The sequence below is a fragment of the Microcella frigidaquae genome (assembly GCF_014200395.1).
GTDB classification, from domain to species: Bacteria; Actinomycetota; Actinomycetes; order Actinomycetales; family Microbacteriaceae; genus Microcella; species Microcella frigidaquae.
Window position 1 is genome coordinate 976,246 of record NZ_JACHBS010000001.1, and the last position, 23,033, is coordinate 999,278.

Consider the following 23,033-nt stretch of genomic DNA (forward strand, 5'->3'; position numbering starts at 1 on the left):
GCCGCGCGGCAGCCCTGGCCCTAGAACCGCGTCGAGTTCTCGATGAGGCGCTTCACGCGCTCGGGGATGGGCGGGTGGGTGGCGAACATGCGGTCCATGACGCCCGGCTTCATCGGGTCGGAGATGTAGAGGTGCGCCATGGTCGAGTTCTGGCGACGCATCGGGCGGGCGTAGTCGCCGAGCTTCTGCAGCGCGCTCGCGAGGGCTTCGGGGTCGCGCGTGGTGAGGGCCCCCGTTGCGTCGGCGAGGTACTCGCGCTGCCGCGAGATGGCTGCCTGCACGGCAGCGGCGACGAGCGGCGCGATGACCATCGCGGCGAGCCCGAGCACGAGCATGATCGGGTTGCCGTTGTTGTTGCGGTTGCCGCCCCAGAAGGCCATGCGCAGCAGGATGTCGGCGATGAACCCCACGGCGACGACGAGGCCGAACACGATGGTCGACACCCGGATGTCGTAGTTCTTGACGTGCCCCATCTCGTGCGCCATGACGCCGGCGAGCTCGCGGTCGGTCATGATCTCGAGCAGGCCGGTGGTCGCCGCGACGCTCGCGTGCTTCGGGTCGCGACCGGTCGCGAAGGCGTTCGGGGCCGGGTCGTCGATGACGTACACGCGCGGCATGGGCAGGCCCTCGGTGATCGCCAGGTTCTCGACGATGCGGTACAGCCGCGGGTTGTCGGCTTTGGTGATCGGATGCGCACCCGCGAGGGCGAGCGCTTGCGAGCCCGCCGCGAAGTACTGGAACAGCGTGTACACGCCGGCGCCGATCAGGGTGCCGATGAAGATGCCGAACCCGCCGCCGTAGAGGTAGTCGGCGAGCAGGCCGAGCAGCCCGATGATGACGATGAACAGCAGGATGATGAACACCGTGTTGCGCTTGTTCGCCGCGATGGCGCGATACACCTAGACCTCCGGGTGGGTCGACGAGCGCGGCCCGGTCGGGGCCGGACGGAACAGGACCGGGCGAGCCCGGGTGGGATCGATCAGAACTGCACGCGCGGCGGCTCAGCGATCGCGGCCGCGTCGGCGACCTCGAAGAAGTCGCGCTCCGTGAAGCCCAGGCCGCGCACGAACAGCGTGTTCGGGAACTGCTTGATCTTCACGTTGAGCTCGCGCACGCCGCCGTTGTAGAAGCGGCGCGAGGCCTGGATCTTGTCCTCGGTGTCGACCAGCTCGCCCTGCAGCTGCAGGAAGTTCTGGCTGGCCTGCAGCTGCGGGTACGCCTCGGCGACGGCGAAGATACTCTTCAGCGCCTGCTGCATGTGCCCCTCGGCGACGGCCGCGTCGGCCGGGCCCTGCGCACCGAGCGTCTCGGCGCGGGCCTTGGTCACGGCCTCGAACACCTGCTTCTCGTGCGCGGCGTACCCCTTGACCGCCTCGATGAGGTTCGGCAGCAGGTCGGCGCGGCGCTTCAGCTGCACCGTGATGTCACTCCACGCCTCGTCGACGCGCACGTTGAGCGTGACGAGCGAGTTGTACGTCGCCCACAGGTAGATGCCCGCGATGACGACGAGCAGGACGAGCACACCGATGATCACCAGGATTTCCATGCCCCACAGCATAGGGCCGGCCCGTCGGCGCCGACAGGGCCTGCGCTGGGAGAATGACCAGCGCCGGGCAGCTGCGTACGCGCGTGCACGCGTACCCCGGGTGGGGGTCGAACCCACACTTGGGCGATTTTAAGTCGCCTGCCTCTGCCATTGGGCTACCGGGGCGTGCCGCCAGCCTACGGCGGCCGGATGCACGAGACCCCCGGGCCACGAGGGCGACCGGGAGTCTCGCAGGGTTCTCGCTAGGCCTTCGGGCGCGAGGCGAACTCTTGGAAGTAGGCCTTCGGCGTCTCGCGCGCGGCGAGGCTCACCATGTCGCGGCGGAGGAAGAAGTGGCCGATCCAGCCGCTGAAGACGCGCAGCTTGCGCTCCCACATCGGCACGGCGAGGCCGTGGTAGCCGCGGTGCATGATCCAGGCGATCCAGCCCTTGATGGCCAGGTTGCGCCACTGGTAGACGCCCACCCAGAGGCCGAGGCCGGCGACCGCACCGAGGTTCTTGTGGATGTACTGCTTCGGCGCCTCGCCCCGCACCGCGGCGGCGAGGTTCTTCGCCAGCTGCTTGCCCTGGCGCACGGCGTGCTGCGCGTTGGGAACGCAGAAGCCGCCCACGCCGCCCCCGGTGAGGTCGGGCACGGCCGCGACATCGCCGGCCGCCCAGGCACCCTCGACGACGGCGCCGCCCTCGTCGATGACGCGCAGCTCGGCCTGGGCACGCAGACGACCGCGCTCCTCGACGGGGAGGTCGGTGTTGCGCACGACCGGGTTGGCCATGACGCCGGCGGTCCAGATGATGAGGTCGCTCTCGAAGGTCTCGCCGGTCGACAGCTCGATGCGGCCGCCGACGGCGCTCGTCAGCTGGGTGTCGAGGTGCACGGTGGCGGCGCGCTGCGCGAGATTCTTCAGCACCCAGTGGCTGGTCTTCAGAGACACCTCGGGCATGATGCGCCCCATCGCCTCGATGAGGTGGAAGCGGGTGTCGTCGATCGTGAGGCCCGGGTACTGCGCGAGCAGCGAGCTGGCGAGGCTGCGCAGTTCGGCGAAGGTCTCGATGCCGGCGAAGCCGCCGCCGACGACCACGACGGTCAGCAGACGGTCGCGCTCGGGGCCAGCCGGCAGCAGGGCCGCGCGGTGGAAGTTGTCGATCAGGCGGTCGCGTACGGCGACGGCCTCCTCGATCGACTTCATGCCGATGGCCTCGTCGGCGACCCCCGGAATCGGGAAGGTGCGCGACACCGAGCCGGCGGTCACGACGACGTGGTCGTACTCGAGCTCGTAGGGCTCGCCGACCTCGGGCGTGATCGTCGCGGTCTTCTTCGCGTGGTCGATGCCGGTCACTCGGGCGGTGATCACGGTGGTGCGCTTCAGGTGCCGTCGGTGCGACACGACCGCGTGGCGGGGCTCGATCGACCCGGCCGCGACCTCGGGCAGGAAGGGCTGGTAGGTCATGTAGGGCAGCGGGTCGACCATGACGACCTCGGCCTCGCCCCGGCGCAGGTGCTTCTCGAGCTTCAGAGCGGTGTAGAAACCGGCGTAGCCGCCACCGACGATGAGGATTCTGGGCACGGGAAAAGCTCTCCTAGGTGGTAGAGGGGACTGCCCTAATCTACTCGGTACGCGTGCGCGTCACGAACCGGAGCACCCCGGCCGCCGCGAGGGTCGCGAGCGCGGTGCCGACGCCGGTCACGATGAGGGCAATCGGGATGATCGGCTCGGGCGGGGCGGAGCCCGCGGTGGGCATCCCGAACGGTGCCGGGTCGGCATGGCGGCCGATGGCCGCGCGCAGCTCGGGCAGGGCAGCCGCGAGCGGTTCGGCCTCGGCGCGGCGGTTGAGCGCGACCCAGTCGGCGAGCGAGCCGAGGGGATTCTCGGCGACCGGATCCACGTCGGCGCTGACCGCAGCGGCCGCGTCGACGAGGCCGTAGCCGTAGAGCGGATCGGGCACGGCGGCGGTCACCGGTCGGGCGGTGCTGATGATGCGGTTGACGACGTTGGCGGCGTCGAGCTCGGGGTGGGCGGCACGCACCAGGGCGGCGATGCCAGCGACAATCGGGGTCGCGCCGCTGGTGCCCTGCCAGAAGCGGTGGCCGCCGCCGGGGATCGCCCCGATCAGCGCCTCGCTCGGCGCCATCACGCCGATCGTGATGCCCTGGGAGGACGCGTCGCCGCTCGCCCGGCCGAAGCGGTCGACGCCGCCGACGGTGAGCACGCCGGGCATCGTGGCGGGCGCCGACACCTGCTCGGTGCCGCTGCCCCGGTTGCCGGCCGCAGCGATCACGACGACGTCATTGCGCTCGGCGTGCAGGAAGGCGTCGTCCCACGACGCGGGCCAGTCGAGCTGATTGCGGGTGAGTGAGAGCGAGATGATGTCGGCCCCGTTGTCGACGGCCCAGCGCACGCCCTCGGCGATCTGGTCGTCGCCGCTGCGCTCGGTCGGCCCGAAGGCCAGCGAGATGCTGAGGATCCCCGCGGCCGGGGCGGCCCCGATGACCCCGGATGCGGGGCCGCTGCCGCGCCCCGCCGCAAGCGAGGCGACCATGGTGCCGTGGGTGATGCCGACCGGGCCGAGCGGGAGGGTGCCCGTGGCGTTGCCGCGACCCGAGACGTCGGTGCCGCCGAGCACGACGCCGGCGAGGTCGGGGTGGCTCGCATCCACCCCCGAATCGAGGATGGCGATGACGACCCCCTCGCCGCGGGTGACCTGCCAGGCCTCGCGGATGCCGTAGTCGTCGAGCCAGTACTGCTGGTCGCGCACCGCGTCGGCCGCGGCGGGGGCTGTCAGCGGCGGGGCCGCGGCGGGCACCAGTGCGAGCGCGGCGACGGCGAGGGCGGCGGCGAGCGCCGCCGCAGGGCGAGCGGTCAGGCGCCGCGCTGGTCGGGCGCGCACGCGCAGACCTCGGGGCTCCAGCCGCACTCGGCCAGAGCACGGTCGCCGATCGGGTTCACGCCGGGGCCGGCGGCGAGGCTGTGCCCGACGAGGGCGTGCAGGCACTTGACGCGCGTGGGCATGCCCCCGGCGCTGTAGCCGGTGATCTCCTCGACCGCCAGCACGCTCTCGCGGTCGGCCAGGTACTGTTCGTGCGCGGCCCGGTACCGCTCGGCGAGCGCCGGATCCGCCTGGAGCTCGGCGGCGAGCTCGGCCATGCGCCCGTTCGCCTCGAGGTGCGACACGGCGACCGTCGCGGCCGGATGGGTCAGGTAGTAGAGCGTCGGGAAGGGCGTGCCGTTGGCGAGCCGCGGGCGCGTGGCCACCACGGTCGGAGCACCGCAGACGCAGCGCGCGGCGATGCCGATCACGTCACGGGCCGGGCGGCCGAGCTGGGCGCTGACGAGCTCGACATCGCGATCGGTGAACGGGGCGAACGGCGGGCGGCTCATTCGACGCCCCCGAACCCGGGCGCGAGCAGCTGGTCGGCCGGCAGGTCGGTGAGGCCGGCCGTGACGATCGACGACAGCAGGGCCCGGGTCCAGTCGACGCGGGTGGTCTGGATCTCGTCGCTGACGGGGGTGCCGTCGCCGTCGTCGAGGGTCAGCCCATCATCGACGACCAGGTAGGTGATGTCGCCCGGGTAGACGTAGAGCAGGCGGTCGCGGGCCTGCGCCTCGATGTAGGCGGGATCCTGCCAGCGGTCGATGTCGCGCTGCAGCCCGTCGACGATCGCCTGCTGCTCGGCGACCTGGCGCTCGAGCTCGGCGATCTCGTTCTGCTGCTCGACGAGCACCCGCAGCGAGGGCGCGAGCACGATGAGCGCGCCGACGATCAGCAGCAGCACCGTGACGGTGAAGCCGGAGACCTGCAGCGACCGGAACCACGGCATCGTCGCCGGAGCACCGTCGGGCAGCGCGACGGGCGCGGTGCGCGACGCCGGCGGACGCGGTGCTCGGGCCATGCCCCCAGCTTAAGCGCCGCGCCCGCCGACCCCGGGCAGGGGCGGCGGGCGCGGTGCGGTTCGGGATGCTCTCCCGAGGCCGTTCGGACCTAGGCGGTGAAGCGCGGGAAGGCCCCACGACCGGCATAGACCGCGGCGTCGCCGAGCTCCTCCTCGATGCGGAGCAGCTGGTTGTACTTCGCGACGCGCTCGCTGCGGGCGGGGGCACCGGTCTTGATCTGGCCGCAGTTGGTGGCGACGGCGAGGTCGGCGATCGTGGTGTCTTCGGTCTCGCCCGAGCGGTGCGACAGGATCGCCGTGTAGCCGCTGCGCTGCGCGAGGGACACCGCGTCGAGCGTCTCGGTGAGCGTGCCGATCTGGTTGACCTTCACCAGCAGCGAATTCGCGGTGCGGCGGGCGATGCCGTCTCCGAGACGCGTGGGGTTGGTGACGAACAGGTCGTCGCCGACGAGCTGCACCTTGGCGCCGAGGTCGGCGGTCAGCGCGGCCCAGCCCTCCCAGTCGTCCTCCGACAGCGGGTCCTCGATCGTCACGAGCGGGTAGGCGCCCACGATGTCGGCGTAGAACGCGGCCATGGCCGCGGCGCTGTGCTCGCCTCCCTCGAAGCGGTACGCGCCATCGCGGTAGAACTCGGTCGCGGCGACGTCGAGGCCGAGCGCGATGTCGGTGCCGGGCGTGAAGCCGGCCTTCTCGATGGCGGCCATGAGGAAGTCGAGCGCGGCCTTGGTGCCGGCCAGGTCGGGGGCGAAGCCGCCCTCGTCGCCGAGGCCGGTGGCGAAACCGCCCTTCTTCAGCTCGCCCTTGAGGGCGTGGTAGGTCTCGACGCCCCAGCGCAGGCCCTCGCTGTAGGTCTCGGCACCGATCGGCAGGATCATGAACTCCTGCACGTCGACGCCGGTGTCGGCGTGGGCGCCGCCGTTGATGACGTTCATCATCGGCACGGGCAGCACGTGCGCGTTGGGGCCGCCCAGGTAGCGGAACAGCGGAAGGTCGGCCGAGTCGGCCGCAGCCTTGGCGACGGCGAGCGAGACGCCGAGGATGGCGTTGGCGCCGAGCTTCGACTTGTTGTCGGTGCCGTCGGCGGCGATCAGCTCGGCGTCGATGAGCCGCTGGTCGCTGGCGTCCATCTCCTCGATGGCCGGGCCGAGCACGTCGAGCACGGCGTCGACGGCCTTCTGCACGCCCTTGCCGAGGTAGCGCTGTGCGTCGCCGTCGCGCAGCTCGTAGGCCTCGAAGGCGCCGGTCGAAGCGCCGGAGGGCACCGCGGCGCGCGAGACGGTGCCGTCGTCGAGCAGCACCTCGACCTCGACAGTCGGGTTGCCGCGCGAGTCGAGGATCTCGCGGGCGCCAACGGCCTCGATTGCAGCCATGGGGGTCTCCTTACAGACGTGGTGGTCGGTGCTCCAGAGCGGACACCGCCGGGGTGGTCAGGGGCGGTCAGGGAGCGCTGTCGAGCCTACGCCAGTCGAGGGCGGCGACATCGGCCGCGCTGTCGGCGGGCACGAGGGCGAAGCGCGTGCAGCCCTCGGCGGCGAGCTGGTCGAGCGCCGCCTTGAGGTTCTTCGGGCGCTTCAGCAGCCGCACCCGGGCGCCGTCGGCGACGAGCGCGGTCTTGAGCGTCATCAGGCTGCCGAGGTCGAGGTCGGCATCGTGCACGAGGGCGACCATGTCGGCGCGGCCGTCGTCGCCGAGATCGATGAGGTCGATGAGTCGCTCGAAGCCGAGCGAGAAGCCGGTGGCGGGCACGTCGGCGCCGAGGAAGCGGCCGATCATCCCGTCGTAGCGTCCGCCGCCGCCGAGCGAGTAGCCGAGTTCGGGGTGGGCGACCTCGAAGATCGGGCCCGTGTAGTAGCCCATACCGCGCACGAGCAGCGGGTCGAACCGCAGCGGGATGCCCGGCAGGGCCCGGCGCAGTGCACGCAGGTCGGCGACCGCCGCCGCGGTGTCGCCCGGCACACGCTCGAGCATGCTCCACGAAGCCGTGGCATCGGCGTCCAGGTCGATCCAACGCATCATCGCGGCCGCATCGGCCACGCCCAGCTCGGTCAGCTCGGCGACGACCGCATCGAGCCCGATCTTGTCGAGCTTGTCGAGGGTGATGAGCGCCTTCGGCTGCAGGGCCTCGGGAACCGCCGCGGCGGTGAGCCACGCGGTGAGCAGCCGGCGATCATTGAGGCGGATGCTGCAGCCGGGGATCCCGAGGGCGTCGAGCGTCGCCGCCGTCGCGGTGATGAGCTCGGCCTCCGCGATGACCCCCGGCTCGCCGATGATGTCGATGTCGCACTGCACGAACTGGCGGTAGCGGCCCTTCTGCGGCCGCTCGGCCCGCCACACCGGCGCGATCTGGATCGCGCGGAAGACGCCCGGCAGCGCGCCGCGGTTGCTCGCATAGAAGCGCGCGAGCGGCACGGTGAGGTCGAACCGCAGGCCGAGGTCGGCGAGGTCGAGGGGGGTCGCGGCGGCCCGGAGATCATCCGTCGTCAGACCGCGCTTCATGACCGCGTAGGCGAGCTTCTCGTTGTCGCCGCCGAGCCCCGAGAACAGGCGCGCGGTGTCTTCGACGACCGGCGTCTCGATCTCGTCGAAGCCGTGCGCGGCGTACACCGAGCGGATGCGGGCCAGAACCCGCTCGCGGCGGGCCTTGTCGGCCGGCAGGATGTCGCGCATGCCGCGCGGGGGTGTCACGGGGGCGGCCATGCCCTCGATTCTGTCACGGTGCACTCAGGCGACGGGTGCCGCGAGCAGGGCGGCGACGCGCTCACCGTAGGCGGCGAGGGCACGCTCGAACGCGGCGGTGGCGCCGGCGTCGTCGCGGGTGACGACCAGATCAAGCTGGAATCCGTAGAGCTGATCGACGAGGATGCGCGATTCGATGCGCGCCTCGACGGAGTCCACGCCGAGGCGCTCGAGAGCCTCGGCTCCCCACTCGACCCAGCGCGCGTGCACGTCGCGACCCCCGGAACGCAGCGCAGGGTCGGTCACCTCCATGAGGGCCGCCTCGAACTCGAGGCGGAGCAACGCACGGGTGTCGGGCTGCAGAAACCCCTGCCAGGAGGCGCGGATGGCCGCGAGGTGGGATTCGAGCGAGGGAGCGTCGGCGAGCTCGGCGGCGATCACCGCGTCCTGCCGCGCCGCCACCGCTCGGATGATCTCGGCGATGAGCTGATCGCGGGTTCCGAAGTGGTAGACGAGCGTGAACGGGCTGACCCCGAGCGCATCGGCGAGGCTGCGGAACGTGACACCCGAGAGCGGATGCCCGTGCAGGTGCGCGACGATCGCCGCGAGCAGCTCGGGCTTACGGTGGGGGTCGGTGCGACGGGCCATGAAATAAACATAACAAACGGTTGCTATGAGAACAACTGTTATGTAATATCTCACCGAGAGGTCGACCGGAGGCAGCTGACGCCCCGCTCCCTCTGCCCCGGCACGGCCGCCGGGCATCGACGGGGTTGCGCATCGGGGGATGCGCGACCCGTGCGTCGCACGCGTCCTCCACGAGTGACGCGCGGCGCAGGGCGCCTTCCGACATTCGGGTTGTCGGAGGGCGCCCGCTTCACGTTCTGCGGGCGGCGCTCGCACCGCGCCGGGCGCGACTCCGGGCCCGGCTAGGCGACGCGGCTGCCGGTCGGCAGCGCTCCCGCCGGCGTGCGCGTGCGGGCGATCGCGGCCGCCAGGGCCGCACCGGCGAACAGCAGGTGCACGCCCAGGCCCACGAACCAGCTCGGCACGGTGCGCGCGAAGATCTCCTCCGGGGTGTCGCCCTGGTAGCCGAGGCTCGGGTCGCCGGCGAGCGCGGCACCGCACTCGTCGTACACGACCTCGCTCTCGACGGGCAGCTGGGCGCTGCGGGGGCCGAGGGCGATCTGCCCGAACAGGTCTTGGGGGAACCCGTACCGGTCGAAGGTCGTCGGCGCCGCATCCGCCAGCACGACGTAGGGGTTGGCGGCCAGGATGCCCCAGACCAGGTCGAATCGCGGCACGGAGGCGGTGAAGGTCGTCGGCTGCTCGCAGATGATCTCTTCCGGCAGGCCCGTCTCCGGGTCGAACTCCCCGCCCTGCGAGTAGTCGATGCCGATGTAGGTCTGCCTCTGCTCGGTCTGGAAGGCGAGGCCGCCGAGCGTGAAGGCGATGAGCGTGCCGATGCTGAGCGCCGCAACGACCAGGTAGGTCGTGACGACCGAAAACAGCGGCCGCGTGATGAGGCCCGACAGGCCCACCCCGACCGCCGCCACGACCCCGAGCTCGAGCACGAGCACCCCGAGCGACGCGGCGAGGGTGTCACCGCGCACGCCCCCGGCGATGAGCGTGAACAGCAGGGCGGGCAGCGACGCGGCCAGGAAGGTCAGCGCGACCGTCCAGGCGGCGAGGAACTTGCCGAGCACGATCTGCCCCGTCGTCGCGAGGGTGACCTGCGTGGTCGCGAGGGTTCCGGCATCGCGGTCGCCGTTGATGGCGGCGCCGCTGATGGCCGGGGTGACGAGGGTGCCGACCAGCAGCACGAAGAAGATGATCGTGGAGTAGACGCCGGCCGACTCGGCGACGCCGTTGTCGAAGGCGGCGAGGGATGCCCAGAGCAGCGCCGTGACGATGCCGACGAGCACGAACACGACGCTCACCAGCACCACCCACGCTGTCGAGCGGATGCGCTGCTGCAGTTCGAGCCGGACGATGGTGCCGAGCGTGTCGAGGTAGCGGCTCATCGCGCGCTCCCTTCCGTCGGGGCGGATGCCGGGTCGGCGGCTCCGGCGTCGGTGGCTCCAGCGCCGGCGGCTCCAGCGTCGGGGACCGTGTCGGCGGTGCCGTCAGCCCGGCCATCAGCACTGCGGGCGAGGTCGAGGAAGGTCGCCTCGAGCTCGCCGACGGCGGGGCCGAAGGCGGTGATCGCCACGTTCTCGGCGACGAGGCGGGCCAGCACGGATGCGGCCTCCTGCTCGCCGGCGACGGCGACCGTCGTGCCGAGGTGGTCGGGCTCGCCGGCCGGGACGCCCAGCCGCTCGAGCGCGGCGGCGAGAGCGACCGGGTCGATGGCGCGCACGCGCCAGTCGCGCACCCGGGCACGACTCTGCTCGATGCGCTCGGCCGAGGCCGTGGCCCCGCGGTCGAGGTAGACGGCGGCATCGGCCATCTCGTCGAGCTCGGCGAGCACGTGGCTCGACACGAGCACGGCGACACCTTCGCTCGCCAGGCGGCGGACGAGCACGCGCAGCTCGACGCGCGCGGCGGGGTCGAGGCCCGAGGCGGGCTCGTCGAGCAGCAGCACGCGCGGCTGGTGCACGAGCGCCCGGGCCAAGCTGAGCCGCTGCTTCTGGCCGCGGCTGAGCACGCGGGTCGGGCGATCGGCGAGCGCCTCCAGCCCGACCAGGTCGATGAGCTGCTGGGCGCGTGCCCGCGCCTGCTCGGGGCCGAGCTCGTAGAGGCGCCCGGTGATCTCGAGGGTGCGCCGCACGGTGACACTGCCCCACGAGCCCAGCACGTCGGGCATCCAGCCCATCACCTGCCGCACCGCCCGCGGATCGGCCACCGGATCGTGGCCGGCGATGCGGATCGTGCCCGTGTCGGGTCGCAGAAGGGTGGCGAGCATCAGCAGCAGGGTCGTCTTGCCCGAGCCGTTGGGCCCGATAAGCGCGGTGACCGAGCCGGGCTGCACGGTGAAGCTCGCGTCGCGCACGGCGTGCACGTCGCCGAACGACCGGGCGACCCCCTCGACCTCGATGGCTGCGCCGGGGGCGGCAGGGGCGGACGGGAGTGCGGTCGGTTCAGCCGCGGTGGAGTTCATGAGGGTCAGTCAAGCAGGTCGGCGCCGCCACGAGCAGACCCGTCGCGCTGCTCGGCGTGGCGGATGTCCGCTTCGAGTTCGGAAAGCGCCAGCCGCAGCGCCCGCTCGGGCTGCAGACCCCGCGCACGGGCGGCCGCGACGAGGGCGAGCAGCTCGGCCCCCAGGACGCGCTCGTCGGCGGGCGCGTCGACCGCGGGCAGCACAGGGGCGAACCCGACGTCATCGGCGCGACCGAGAAGCTTCTCGGCACGCTGGAGCGCAGGCAAGCCGCGCGGCACACCGTCGAGCACCGAGGTGCGGGCGGGCTTCTCCTGCCGCTTCCAGGTGTCCCAGTTGGCGGCGACCTCGTCGGCCGTGTCGGCGACGACGTCGCCGAAGACGTGCGGGTGCCGGCCGACCATCTTCGCGATCGAACGCGCGGCGACGTCTTCGATCGTGAAGCCGTCGGCCCCCCGGGCGGCGGCGATGTCGGCATGGAAGAGCACCTGGTAGAGCACGTCGCCGAGCTCCTCCAGCACGTCGTCGGGCGTTCCGTGCTCGATCGCGTCGATGAGCTCGTGGGCCTCCTCCACGAGGTACTGGGTCAGGCTCTCGTGGGTCTGCTCCGCATCCCAAGCGCAGCCGCCCGGAGCGCGCAGGTGAGCGAGTACCGCGATCAGCTGATCGAGCTGGGGATGGGGCTCGGCGGGCGGCAGCGCGGGCGACGCGGGTTCGGTCATTCCCCCATTGTGGCGGCCGGAGTGGCCTCCGAGGGGGCGGTGGAGCGCGGCCGGTCGCGCGGCATGGTCGTGGCGAGGGCCATCGTGGCGACGGTGCACAGCAGCGCCCCGACGAAGACCGCCTGCGAGGCGGGGACGATCGCGATCGGGTCGACGGCCGCGCCGGCGCCCTCGCCCAGCACTCCCCCGCCGCCCGCGGCCCGGTAGATGGTGTTCGCGACGGCGCCGAAGATCGCGACGGCCACCGCCTGGCCGACGGCGCGCGCGAACAGGTTGGTGCCGGTGACGACGCCGCGCTCGTTCCACTCGACGCTGGCCTGAGCCGCGATGAGCGACGGGGTGGCCACGAGCCCGAGCCCCAGCCCGGTGACGAAGCAGGCGACCGCCGAGATCGCGACCGACGGGGTCGAGGCGAATGCGGCGAGCAGGCCGGTGCCGGCCAGCACGAGCACCATTCCGATCAGCACCGTGATGCGGAAGCCGAGCCGCAGGTAGAGCCGGCCTGAGAGCGCGGCCGAGATCGGCCAGCCGATCGTCAGCGCCGCGAGGGCGAGACCGGCGACGAGCGGCGACACCCCGAGCGACCCCTCGAGGGCGACCGGCACGTAGGAGGCCAGGCCGATGAGGATCGCCCCGACCCCGACCGAGGCGAGCGTCGTCGCCAGCAGCAGCCGCCGCGAGAACACCCACCCCGGCAGGATCGGCTCGGCCGCCCGGCGCTCGACCGCCACGAACGCGACGAGCAGCACCGCCCCGACACCGAACGCCACCGCGCTCTGCCAGGAGGCCCACGCCCAGGAGACGCCTCCCTGGAGCACGCCGACGAGCAGCAGCCCGAGCGAGGCCGTCAACAGCAGCGCCCCGAGCACATCGACCCGGTGCGGGCGATGCTCGACGGTCTCGTGCAGCGAGCGGATCAGCATCCACGCCGCCAGCACGCACAGCGGGATGTTGATGAAGAAGATCCAGCGCCAGGCGTCGAGTTCGGCGAAGAGGCCGCCGAGGGTCGGGCCGATGACGGCGGAGGCGGCCCAGACGCTCGCGATGTAGCCCTGCACCTTCGCGCGCTCCTCGACGGTGTAGATGTCGCCGGCGATCGTGATCGCCATGGGCCCGATCGCCCCGGCGCCGATGCCCTGCGCGGCGCGGAAGGCGATGAGGGCGGGCATGCTCCAGGCCAGACCGCACAGGATCGAGCCGAGCAGGAACAGGCCGATGCCGATCAGGATGATCGGCTTGCGGCCGATCATGTCGCTGAACTTCGCGAACAACGGGGTCGAGACGGCCTGCGCGAGCAGGTAGATCGAGAACAGCCAGGGGAACAGCTCGAACGATCCGAGCTCGGCGACCAACGTCGGCACCGCGGTGGCGAGGATCGTCGCGTCGATCGCGACCAGGCCGGTCGTGACCATGATCGCGAGCAGGATCGGGCCGCGCTCGCTGCGCAGGCCGACGGCGGTCGTCGAGGTCATGCGTGCGACCATAGCCGGATGCTCCCGGAACTCGGCTGGGTGCCGCGTGTGGCGGCAGCGCTGCTGGCCCTCGGGCTGGTGGTGCTGCTGATCGTGCGTGCGGCACGGAAGGATCAGCGCGAGTACCGCCGGTTCCGCCGCTACCGCTCGACGGCGCGACGGCAGGCGATGATGCGGCGCTGGCTGCTCGAGTCGCTCGTGCTGTTCGGCGGTGCCAGCGTCGTGCTGCTGGTGCTCGTGCAGCCGGTGGTCACGCCGCTGCTCGCCGCGACGCAGGCCCTGCCGCCGATCGCCTGGCTGCGGGATGCTCTCGCCGGCGGCCTCGGAACGACCCTGCTGCTCGGCACCCTGCTCGGGGTCGCCGTGCTCACGGCCATCGGCGCGCGCGGTGCCCGCCGCGAGGGCGGCATCGTGATCGTCGGCGACATCGCCGCGCTGCTGCCCCGCAATCGCCCGGAGCTCGGCTGGGGCGCGGCGCTCTCGGTCAACGCGGGCGTCGTGGAGGAGCTGCTCTTCCGGCTCGCCCTGCCGGCACTGCTCGTGGTGGTGACCGGCGAGCCGATCAGCGCCTTCCTGCTCGCGGCGCTGCTGTTCGGGGCACTCCACGCGTACCAGGGCTGGGTCGGGGTGCTCGCCACCACCGTCGTCGGGTTGCTCTTCACGGCCCTCTACGTGGTCAGCGGCAGCATCGGGCTCGCCATGCTCGTGCACGCCCTGTTCGACCTGCGCACGCTCGTCGTCATCCCCATGGCGGTCTACCGCGTGCACGAGGTACCGGGCTCGGTGCTCTTCCCGAAGCCGCTGACCGGCCGCGTGCCGCCGACCGAGACTCAGGCTGAGGGCGCCCCGGAGGCCGGAGCAGATGCAGGAGCCGCCTCGGGCGCGTAGAGCGCGTCGAGCACCTGCCCGACCCAGACGATCAGGTCGTCGTCGCTGGCTCCGGTCGGCAGAGGCACCGTCGCGGCCCGCTGCTGCCCGAACCACTTCGACCCCGGATACATGCGCTGCAGGCGCAGCTGCCGCGAGTCGGGCAGCATCGGCCCGACGAGCCGCAGGTTCGTTCCCATGACGACGACGTCGCTGAGGCCGAGCTGCTGCGCCCGGCGGCGCAGGCGCGACACTGCCAGCAGGGTCGCGACCGGGGCGGGCGGGTCGCCGTAGCGGTCGGCGAGCTCCTCGAGCACCGCATCCAGTGCCGTCTCGTCGCTGGCCGGCGCACTCGCCGTCGACAGCTTCTGGTACGCCTCCAAGCGCAGGCGCTCGCTCGCGATGTAGTCCTCGGGGATGCGCGCGTCGACGGGCAGCTCGAGCCGCAGCTCGGTCTGCTCCTCGGCAGCGTCGCCGCGGAACACGCTGACGGCCTCGCCGATCATGCGCAGGTAGAGGTCGAAGCCGACGCCCGCGATGTGGCCGGCCTGCTCGGCACCGAGCAGGTTGCCCGCGCCGCGGATCTCGAGATCTTTCAGCGCGATCTGCATGCCGCCGCCGAGGTCGGTGTTCGCGGCGATCGTCTGCAGCCGGTCATGCGCGGTCTCGGTGAGCGGCTTGGTCTCGTCGTAGAGGAAGTACGCGTAGGCGCGCTCGCGCCCGCGGCCGACGCGCCCGCGCAGCTGGTGCAGCTGGCTGAGCCCGTACTTGTCGGCCCGGTCGATGATGAGCGTGTTCGCGTTGGCGACGTCGAGGCCCGTCTCGATGATCGTCGTCGAGACGAGCACGTCGAACTTGCGCTCCCAGAAGTCGACCATGACCTGCTCGAGCAGCGACTCGCTCATCTGGCCGTGGGCGACCGCGATGCGGGCATCCGGAACCAGCTCAGCCAGGTGGCTGGCGACGCGCTGGATGCTCGACACACGGTTGTGCACGTAGAACACCTGGCCCTCGCGCAGCATCTCGCGGTGGATCGCCGCCGCCACCTGCTTGTCGCTGTAGGGCCCGACGAAGGTCAGGATCGGGTGGCGGTCCTCCGGCGGGGTCGCCAGGGTCGACATCTCGCGGATGCCCGTCACGGCCATCTCGAGCGTGCGGGGAATCGGCGTGGCCGACATCGCGAGCACATCGACGTTCGTCTTGAGCTTCTTGAGGGCGTCCTTGTGCTCGACGCCGAAGCGCTGCTCCTCGTCGATGATCACGAGGCCCAGGTCTTTGAACTGCACCCCCTGGCTCAGGATGCGGTGCGTGCCGATGACCACGTCGACGGTGCCCCGCGCGAGGCCGTCGAGCGTCTCCTTCGCCTCCTTGTCCGACTGGAAGCGGCTGAGCGCGCGCAGGTGCACAGGGAACCCGGCGAAGCGCTCGGCGAAGGTCTCCAGGTGCTGCTTCACCAGCAGGGTGGTCGGCACGATCATGGCCACCTGCTTGCCGCCCTGCACGGCCTTGAAGGCGGCGCGCACCGCGACCTCGGTCTTGCCGTAGCCGACGTCGCCCGCGAGCAGGCGGTCCATCGGGATCGGCGACTCCATGTCGCGCTTGACCTCCTCGATGGTGGTCAGCTGGTCGGGCGTCTCGACATAGGGGAACGCCTCCTCGAGCTCGCGCTGCCACGGGGTGTCGGGCGGGAAGGCGAAGCCCTTGCTCGACATGCGGGCCGAGTACAGCTTCACGAGCTCGACGGCGATGTCGCGCACGGCCTTGCGGGCGCGGCCCTTCGCGGCCGCCCAGTCGCTGCCGCCCATCTTGCTCAACTGCGGCGCCTCGCCGCCGACGTAGCGGCTCAGCTGGTCGAGCTGGTCGGTGGGCACGAACAGCTTGTCGCCCGGGTAGCCGCGCTTGCTGGGCGCGTACTCGATCGCCAGGAACTCACGCGTGCTCTTCACCGGGTTGCGGCCGCCCGTGCTGACCTCGCGCTGCACGAGCTCGATGAAGCGGCCGATGCCGTGGGTGGCGTGCACGACGTAGTCGCCCGCCTTCAGCTGCAGCGGGTCGACGACATTCGTGCGGCGGCTCGCGAGCTTCTTCGGCTGGCGCGAGTCGTAGCCGACGGCCCGGCCGTAGAACTCGGTCTCGCTCAGCACGCCGAGCCGCAGCTCGGGCACCTCGAAGCCGTGCTCGATCTGCGCCTGCACGAGATAGACCAGGCCCGGCTCGAGGGTCTCGGGCAGCTCGTCGACCATCCGAGCGGCCACCTCGTGCTCGCCGAGCACGTCGGCGGCGCGCTCGACCAGACCGTGGCCGGCAGCGACGACGACCATCGTCCAGCCCGAGCGCACGCGGTCGACGACGTGCTGCACGGCGCCCTCGCTGCGGCCCGCGAATCCCGGGGGCTCGGCGGCGTCGATGCGCACGACGTCGGGGTCGTCCGCGTCGAAGGCGCTGATCGTGAACCAGTCGCGCCCGCCGGCCGCCTCGCGCAGGCCGGTCACCGTCACGAAGTCGCCCGCGTCGAGGTCGATCGGGGCCTCGGCGCCGGCGGTCGCGGCGTGCCAGGCGGCGGTCAGGAACTCCCGATTCGTCTCGGCGAGGTTCACCGCGCGGCTCGCGACCCGCTCGGGGCTGAGCACCGCGACGGCGGCGGATGCGGGCAAGTAGTCGGTCAGCGGCACCAGCCGCTCGACCAGCGCCGGTGCCAGGCTCTCCATGCCCTCGACCGGGATCCCCTCGCCGATCTTCGCCAGCAGCGGCGCCAGGCTCGGGAACTCGTGCTGCATCTCGCGCGCCCGCTGCTGCACGCTCGGCACGAGCAGCAGCTCGCGGGTCGGCGGCAGCTCGACGCGGGTGACGTCGTCCTCCCCCGCCCCGCCCGGCAAAGACCGCTGGTCGGCGACGGAGAACGGCCGCAGCTGCTCGACCTCGTCGCCGAAGAACTCGACGCGCACCGGGTGCTCGGCCACCGCCGGGAAGACGTCGAGGATGCCGCCGCGCACCGCGAACTCTCCGCGCCGCGTCACCATGTCGACGCGCGTGTAGGCGAGCTCGATGAGCCGGGTCGTCACCTGCGCCAGGTCGTAGCCGCGACCGCCGCGCTCGAGCACGACCGGCTCGACGTCGGTCAGCCCTTCGACCAGGGGCTGCAGCGCCGCCCGCACCGACGCGACCACGACGAGGTCGGGCTTGGGCGTGCCGCTCGCGTCGACGGCGGGCGCATCGGCCCAGGCGCGCAGAGCCCGCAGCGTGCGGATGCGACGTCCGACGGTCTCGGCGCTCGGGCTCAACCGCTCGTGCGGGAGGGTCTCCCACGCCGGCAGGTCGAGCACGGTCGCGCCCGGCGCGACCGAGGCGAGCGACTCCATGACCGCGTCGGCCTCCCGGCCCGTGGCGACGATGGCGAGCAGGCACTGCGGGCCGGGGCGGGCATCCAGCACCGCCGCCAGCAGCGGCACGCGCAGACCCTCGACGACCGAGAAGTCGGCCGAGCCGCGCGCGCTCTCGAGGGCGTCGGACAGCGTGCGGGCGCGCGACAGCGCCGGGATCAACCGCTCGAGACTCACGTCGCACAAGCGTACGCCGCTCACCCTGAGCGCTCAGCCCCGACGACGTGTCACAAATCACGGAGTCTGCGGCTCACGCGAACGAGTTCATGCGGCTGCAGGCGCTGTCGACCTCGGATGTTCCGTGATTTGTGACACGAGAGGCGGGCGGGGCGAGGGATGCGGGCTCAGGCGCGCGGCGCGTGCACCGTCTGCTGCGCGGCCAGCAGACCCTGCTCGATGATGAGCTCGACCGCGTCGGCCGCGTCGTCGAGCACGAACGGCAGGCGCGTCTTCTCGGTACCGCCGAAGTCGCGCAGCACGTAGTCGGCAGCGTCCTGCCGCCCGGGCGGCCGCCCGATGCCGACCCGCACGCGCACGAATTCGGGCGTGCCGAGGGCCTTGATGACGTCGCGCACGCCGTTCTGCCCGCCGTGGCCGCCGTCAGCCTTCAGCTTGATGGTCTCGAACGGCAGGTCGAGGTCGTCGTGGATGACGATGACGCGCTCGGGCGGCACGCCGAAGTACGCGGCGGCGCTCGAGACGGGTCCGCCGGAGGTGTTCATGTAGCTGAGCGGCCGCGCGACGATCAGCTTCGGGCCGCCCGGCCGCAGGCGCCCCTCGGCGAGCATCGTCGTGGTGCGATGGCGCGAGAAGCGCGCGCCGATGCGCTCGGCCAGCAGCTCCGCGACCATGGCGCCGACGTTGTGCCGGTTGCCCGCGTACTGCGGCCCGGGGTTGCCGAGCCCGACGACGAGCCACGCACCGGCGGCATCGGCTGCTCCACCGGCAGCGCCGGCCGCGGACGCCGAAGGGGCCGCTGCGCGGCGGAAGATTCCGGCCACGGGCGACCCCCTCGGTTCAGCTTCGTGCGGGCGACGCGCGGGATTCCCGCGCAGCGCCGCGCGGACTACTCGGCCTCAGCGGCCTCCGCCGGGGCGGCCTCGCCACCCTCCGACTCCGCCGAGCCCGAGGCCGAGCCGCGCGGGGCGGTGATGTGCACGACGAGCGCGTCGGGGTCGGTGACGAGGGTGGTGCCCTTCGGCAGCGCCAGGTCGCGCGCGTGGATCTGCGCGCCCTCCTCGAGGCCCTCGACCGAGACGGTGATCGACTCGGGGATGTGCGTGGCCTCGGCCTCGACGGACACGGTCGAGTTCTCGACCATGACGATCGTGCCCGAGAACGACTCGCCCTCAACGTGCACCGACACGTCGACGGTGACCTTCTCGCCCTTGCGGACGACGATGAGGTCGACGTGCTCGATGATCTGGCGCACCGGGTCCTTCTGGACGTCCTTGACGAGCACGAGCTCGTTCTTGCCCTCGATGTCGAGCGTGATGACCAGGTTGGCCTTGCGCAGCAGCAGCGCGGTCTCGTGACCGGGCAGGCTCACGTGCTGCGGCTCGCCGCCGTGGCCGTAGATGACGGCGGGGATGTGGCCGGCGGCACGCAGCTTGCGGGCCGCGCCCTTTCCGAACGACGTGCGCTTGGCGGCACTGAGCTTGTTCTCGTCCATGACGGATCTCCTGGGATGTCGGGGGCCTGGTGGCCCGGTCTGGGTGTCAACTCGAACGCGCGAGCGCGTGAGGAAAGACCTGATGCCTTGCCCACCGCGTCGATCACGGAGCGACGAATCGCTCCCTCGCCGAAGTACAGTCGCTCAGTCTACCCGAGGCCCGAGCAGCGCGGCGACGGCGGCCGCGAGCTCGTCGAGCGGCCGGGTGGCGTCGAGCACGACGACCTCCTCGGCCGGGTCGGGCAGCTCGAGCGTCGCGAGCTGCGAGGAGAGCAGGCTCGCCGGCATGAAGTGGTCTGAGCGTTGGCGGATGCGGCGCTCCAGCTCGGGACGGGGCACGTCGAGCAGCACGAAGCGCGCGGTGGGAGCATCCCGCCGCAGCCGCTCGCGGTACGCGCCGCGCAGGGCGCTGCAGGCCATGACGCACGGGGCCGCGTCGCGCAGCGCCGCTCCGACCGCGGCCAGCCAGGGCTCCCGGTCGGCGTCGGTGAGAGCGACTCCGGCGGCCATCGCCGCGATGTTGACGGGCGGGTGCAGGTCGTCGGCGTCGATGAACGGCACTCCGGCGAGCGCCGCGGCGGCCGCGCCGACGGTCGACTTGCCCGAACCCGAGACCCCGCACACGACGACGCTGCCGACGGCAGTGGGCGGGTGATCACTCACCCGCCCACCGTAGCCCCGCGCAGACCGCGTTCGGGTCGCGGCCGATGCGGGTCAGCCGAGCACCAGCAGCAGTCGGCTCGGCGTTGCCGGGTCGACGCGCACCGACACGCTCGCACCGGGCTGAACCTGCGGCAGGAAGGCCATCGGCACGACCGTGGTGTGCCGCACCGGCGCGGGCACACCGGCCGGGAGCATGACGAGCAGCTCGAGCACGACCTGCACGCCGTCGTTCACCATGACGCCCGTCGAGGCGAGCCCGGTAACCGTCGCGGTCGCTGGGGCGAGCGAGGAGTCGCCCGCAGCGGCGGCCGCGGCGAGGTCGTTCTGCACGATGAGCGAATCCATCGTGGCCTGCGCCTGCGCCAGTCGGTCGGCGACGTTCATGGTCGCCAGGTTGTCCATGCCCATCACCGTGAGCTTGGCGAGGTTGGTGAGCACACCCATGGCTACAGCGCCGTGTACAGCTCGTTGAAACGCGAGCCGACCGCGCGGTCGGCCTGGATGCGAGCGCCCCAGCCCTCCTGCGCCACGGCCCAGTCGGCGGCGGAGATGCCGAGGCCGGCGGCGACATCGACGAGCTTCGTCGTGTCGTAGCCGAAGGCCGCGATGCCCTTGCTGACCTGCGCGTACTGCTCGAGGCTGACGCCCGCGATCGGCGCGAGCGCCTCGGCGCTCGGGGCGCCGTGCGCCTGCTGGTTGGCGAGGTTCACGGCGGCCTGCGAGCCGACCGTGCCGGGGAAGCCGGCGGAGACGGTGGGGGCCATGGCGGCCTGCGTCTGCGCCTGCGCGGCGAGAGTGTTCGCGCTCTCGATGAGGGCGGGGGCGGCGTTGATCGTGTCGATCATCGACTTGAACATGTTCATGGTGGTGCCTTCCTGTCAGTGGAGCCGGTGGTCGCCGGGGTGGTGGCGTTCGGGGTGGAACCTGATGCCTCCATGCTTCGCGGGCGGTCGCGACCGCGGCTGAGCATCCGTTGCTCAATTCGGCGGATGCGGCTACTCACCCGGGCGCAGGTCCGGGCCCTGCCGCGCTCTAGGCTGGAGGCCATGACCACCACGTCTTCCGCCACCACCGGTATCGCCAACATCGGGGTCGTCGGCCTCGCCGTCATGGGTTCGAACCTCGCGCGCAACCTCGCCAGCCGCGAGGGCAACACCGTCGCCGTCTTCAACCGCTCGTGGGAGAAGACCGAGACGCTCGTGACCGAGCACCCCGAGGCAGGTTTCATCGCCACGAAGGACTACGCGGAGTTCGCCGCGGCCCTGCAGAAGCCGCGCACGGCGATCATCATGGTGCAGGCGGGCCGCGGCACCGACGCCGTCATCGACGAGCTCGTGAAGGTCTTCGAGCCGGGCGACATCATCGTCGACGGCGGCAACGCGCTCTTCACCGACACGATCCGCCGCGAGGCGGCCGTGCGCGCCACGGGCATCAACTTCGTCGGCGCCGGCATCTCTGGCGGCGAGGAGGGCGCGCTCAACGGCCCGTCGATCATGCCCGGCGGCTCGGCTGAGGCGTGGGTCACCCTCAAGCCGATCCTCGAGTCGATCGCCGCCGTCGCCGAGGGCGAGCCGTGCGTCACGCACGTGGGCACCGACGGCGCTGGGCACTTCGTCAAGATGATCCACAACGGCATCGAGTACGTCGACATGCAGCTCATCGCCGAGGCCTACGACCTGCTGCGCCGCGTCGGCGGCCTCGAGCCCGCCGCGATCGCCGAGGTGTTCGCCGAGTGGAACACCGGCGAGCTCGAGAGCTACCTCATCGAGATCACAGCCGAGGTGCTGCGCCAGGTGGACGCGACGACGGGCAAGCCCCTCGTCGACGTGATCCTCGACCAGGCCGGCGCCAAGGGCACCGGCGCGTGGACGGTGCAGACCGCCCTCGACCTCGGAGTGCCCGTGTCGGGCATCGCCGAGGCCGTGTTCGCCCGCTCGCTGTCGTCGAAGCCCGCGCAGCGCGCGGCCGCCGCGAGCCTGCCCGGCAGCACCCAGGAGTGGCAGGTTGCCGACCGCGGCGCCTTCGTCGAAGACGTGCGCCGCGCGCTCTACGCCTCGAAGATCATCGCCTACAGCCAGGGCTTCGACGCGATCGTCGCCGGCGCCGAGCAGTACGGCTGGGACATCAAGAAGGGCGACATCGCCAAGATCTGGCGGGCGGGCTGCATCATCCGCGCGCGCTTCCTCAACCGCATCACCGAGGCCTACGCCGCCGACCCCGGCCTCGTCGCCCTCGTCACCGCGCCGTACTTCGCCGAGGCCGTGACCGGCGCGCTGCCATCGTGGCGGCGCGTCGTCGCCGGTGCGGCGCTGGCGGGCATCCCGACCCCCGCGTTCGCCTCGTCGCTGTCGTACTACGACGGCCTCCGCGCCGACCGTCTGCCGGCCGCGCTCGTGCAGGGCCAGCGCGACTTCTTCGGCGCGCACACCTACAAGCGCGTCGACAAGGAGGGCACGTTCCACACCCTCTGGAGCGGCGACCGCACCGAGATTCGCGCCGAAGACTCGCACTAGATGACATGAGCGACGACGACCCGATCGAGCTGCGCGAGTGGCCCGACGACGAACGCGATGATGCGCGACCGACCTCCTGGGAGCGGCGGGCGCGCGTCATGCGGTGGGTCGCCCTCATCGCGCTGGTCGGGATGGTGCTGCCGGGCGCCCTCAGCACCTATGCGCTCGCCCGCTCGACGGCCGAGCAGTCGTGCCGCCTCGCGGTCGACACCGTCGCCAGCGAGCGCACCCCGAGCCGGGTCGCCTTCGAGCTCCTGTCGCCCGAAGCCGTCGGGTGGACCTGCTACGCCGCCACCCCTGGCGGTGAGGTACTGATCGCTGTGCTCGGGCTGATCCCCGGTGAGCCGCGGCTCGTGCCGCCGACGCGCCTGAGCTGACCGCAGCGCCGCGCGGTTGCGGGCCCCCCGGGGGCTCGTGCCACACTGGAAGGGTTCCGCGCATGCGAACGGCGCCCCCGGGTTTCCTCCCGCGGGCGGCGTGACCCGTCGAGGAGCGGTGGTTGCCGTCATCGCTTCCGGTCACCTCAGTCGCATTCC

Annotated in this window: 22 protein-coding genes and 1 tRNA gene; 3 read left to right on the forward strand and 20 right to left on the reverse strand. The window is 72.0% G+C overall.

Annotated features, from left to right (window positions below):
• Positions 1-20: 20 nt before the first annotated feature.
• The 14 genes from BJ959_RS04840 to BJ959_RS04905 form a co-directional block, all read right to left on the reverse strand.
• Entirely contained in the window at positions 21-899 is an 879-nt protein-coding gene (locus BJ959_RS04840) for a M48 family metalloprotease (protein ID WP_153982614.1), read from the reverse strand.
• A gap of 80 nt (positions 900-979) precedes the next feature.
• Positions 980-1,546, reverse strand: coding sequence for a LemA family protein (locus BJ959_RS04845; RefSeq protein ID WP_153982615.1), 567 nt, complete (start codon positions 1,544-1,546; stop codon positions 980-982).
• A gap of 92 nt (positions 1,547-1,638) precedes the next feature.
• Positions 1,639-1,711: transfer RNA gene (locus BJ959_RS04850), tRNA-Leu, on the reverse strand.
• A 77-nt stretch (positions 1,712-1,788) separates the two neighbouring features.
• Positions 1,789-3,111, reverse strand: coding sequence for an FAD-dependent oxidoreductase (locus BJ959_RS04855; RefSeq protein WP_153982616.1), 1,323 nt, complete (start codon positions 3,109-3,111; stop codon positions 1,789-1,791).
• Between the two features lie 40 nt (positions 3,112-3,151).
• On the reverse strand, positions 3,152-4,432 hold the full coding sequence (locus tag BJ959_RS04860; RefSeq protein ID WP_341800021.1) for a S8 family peptidase: 1,281 nt from the start codon (positions 4,430-4,432) through the stop codon (positions 3,152-3,154).
• Positions 4,405-4,923 carry a DUF501 domain-containing protein gene (locus BJ959_RS04865; RefSeq protein ID WP_153982617.1) on the reverse strand — a complete coding sequence of 173 codons (519 nt, stop codon included), beginning with the start codon at positions 4,921-4,923 and terminating at the stop codon, positions 4,405-4,407. The genes BJ959_RS04860 and BJ959_RS04865 overlap by 28 nt, the downstream gene beginning before the upstream one ends.
• Positions 4,920-5,435, reverse strand: a complete 516-nt coding sequence (locus tag BJ959_RS04870) for an FtsB family cell division protein (RefSeq protein WP_153982618.1) — start codon at positions 5,433-5,435, stop codon at positions 4,920-4,922. Before BJ959_RS04870 ends, BJ959_RS04865 begins: the two co-directional genes overlap by 4 nt.
• Positions 5,436-5,524: 89 nt before the next feature.
• Positions 5,525-6,805, reverse strand: a complete 1,281-nt coding sequence (eno, locus tag BJ959_RS04875; RefSeq protein ID WP_153982619.1) for a phosphopyruvate hydratase — start codon at positions 6,803-6,805, stop codon at positions 5,525-5,527.
• A 67-nt stretch (positions 6,806-6,872) separates the two neighbouring features.
• On the reverse strand, positions 6,873-8,132 hold the full coding sequence (gene hisS, locus BJ959_RS04880; protein ID WP_153982620.1) for a histidine--tRNA ligase: 1,260 nt from the start codon (positions 8,130-8,132) through the stop codon (positions 6,873-6,875).
• A gap of 24 nt (positions 8,133-8,156) precedes the next feature.
• Positions 8,157-8,759, reverse strand: coding sequence for a TetR/AcrR family transcriptional regulator (locus tag BJ959_RS04885; RefSeq protein WP_153982621.1), 603 nt, complete (start codon positions 8,757-8,759; stop codon positions 8,157-8,159).
• A 281-nt stretch (positions 8,760-9,040) separates the two neighbouring features.
• Complete coding sequence (locus BJ959_RS04890) at positions 9,041-10,135, reverse strand: ABC transporter permease (protein WP_153982622.1); 1,095 nt, start codon at positions 10,133-10,135, stop codon at positions 9,041-9,043.
• A complete protein-coding gene (locus tag BJ959_RS04895; RefSeq protein WP_153982623.1) occupies positions 10,132-11,211 on the reverse strand; it encodes an ABC transporter ATP-binding protein in 1,080 nt (359 codons plus the stop codon). Before BJ959_RS04895 ends, BJ959_RS04890 begins: the two co-directional genes overlap by 4 nt.
• A 5-nt stretch (positions 11,212-11,216) precedes the next feature.
• A complete protein-coding gene (locus tag BJ959_RS04900) occupies positions 11,217-11,930 on the reverse strand; it encodes a nucleoside triphosphate pyrophosphohydrolase (RefSeq protein ID WP_153982624.1) in 714 nt (237 codons plus the stop codon).
• A complete protein-coding gene (locus BJ959_RS04905) occupies positions 11,927-13,402 on the reverse strand; it encodes an MFS transporter (protein WP_153982625.1) in 1,476 nt (491 codons plus the stop codon). Before BJ959_RS04905 ends, BJ959_RS04900 begins: the two co-directional genes overlap by 4 nt.
• Positions 13,403-13,420: 18 nt before the next feature.
• On the opposite strand from BJ959_RS04905, the gene BJ959_RS04910 reads away from it, so the two are divergent.
• The gene (locus BJ959_RS04910; RefSeq protein WP_153982626.1) at positions 13,421-14,290 is read left to right on the forward strand and encodes a CPBP family intramembrane glutamic endopeptidase; all 870 of its coding nucleotides are present in this window, start codon (positions 13,421-13,423) and stop codon (positions 14,288-14,290) included.
• On the opposite strand, the gene mfd is transcribed toward BJ959_RS04910, so the two are convergent.
• From mfd to BJ959_RS04940, 6 genes are all read right to left on the reverse strand, one after another.
• A complete protein-coding gene (gene mfd, locus BJ959_RS04915) occupies positions 14,233-17,826 on the reverse strand; it encodes a transcription-repair coupling factor (protein WP_153982627.1) in 3,594 nt (1,197 codons plus the stop codon). The genes BJ959_RS04910 and mfd overlap by 58 nt on opposite strands.
• A gap of 167 nt (positions 17,827-17,993) precedes the next feature.
• Positions 17,994-18,650: an aminoacyl-tRNA hydrolase gene (gene pth, locus BJ959_RS04920; protein WP_341800022.1), complete on the reverse strand. Its 657-nt coding sequence runs from the start codon at positions 18,648-18,650 to the stop codon at positions 17,994-17,996.
• Positions 18,651-18,715: 65 nt separating this feature from the next.
• Positions 18,716-19,321: a 50S ribosomal protein L25/general stress protein Ctc gene (locus BJ959_RS04925; RefSeq protein ID WP_153982628.1), complete on the reverse strand. Its 606-nt coding sequence runs from the start codon at positions 19,319-19,321 to the stop codon at positions 18,716-18,718.
• 144 nt (positions 19,322-19,465) lie between these two features.
• Complete coding sequence (locus BJ959_RS04930; protein WP_341800023.1) at positions 19,466-19,984, reverse strand: gluconokinase; 519 nt, start codon at positions 19,982-19,984, stop codon at positions 19,466-19,468.
• Between the two features lie 51 nt (positions 19,985-20,035).
• Entirely contained in the window at positions 20,036-20,428 is a 393-nt protein-coding gene (locus BJ959_RS04935; RefSeq protein ID WP_153982629.1) for a hypothetical protein, read from the reverse strand.
• Positions 20,429-20,430: 2 nt separating this feature from the next.
• Positions 20,431-20,847 (reverse strand): DUF6620 family protein, encoded by a 417-nt coding sequence (locus tag BJ959_RS04940; RefSeq protein WP_153982630.1) that lies wholly within the window; start codon positions 20,845-20,847, stop codon positions 20,431-20,433.
• A gap of 183 nt (positions 20,848-21,030) precedes the next feature.
• Between BJ959_RS04940 and gndA the strand changes: the two genes are divergently transcribed.
• Both gndA and BJ959_RS04950 read left to right on the forward strand, forming a co-directional pair.
• Positions 21,031-22,497, forward strand: a complete 1,467-nt coding sequence (gndA, locus tag BJ959_RS04945; RefSeq protein WP_153982631.1) for an NADP-dependent phosphogluconate dehydrogenase — start codon at positions 21,031-21,033, stop codon at positions 22,495-22,497.
• A 5-nt stretch (positions 22,498-22,502) separates the two neighbouring features.
• Positions 22,503-22,874: a hypothetical protein gene (locus BJ959_RS04950; protein WP_153982632.1), complete on the forward strand. Its 372-nt coding sequence runs from the start codon at positions 22,503-22,505 to the stop codon at positions 22,872-22,874.
• Positions 22,875-23,033: the final 159 nt, after the last annotated feature.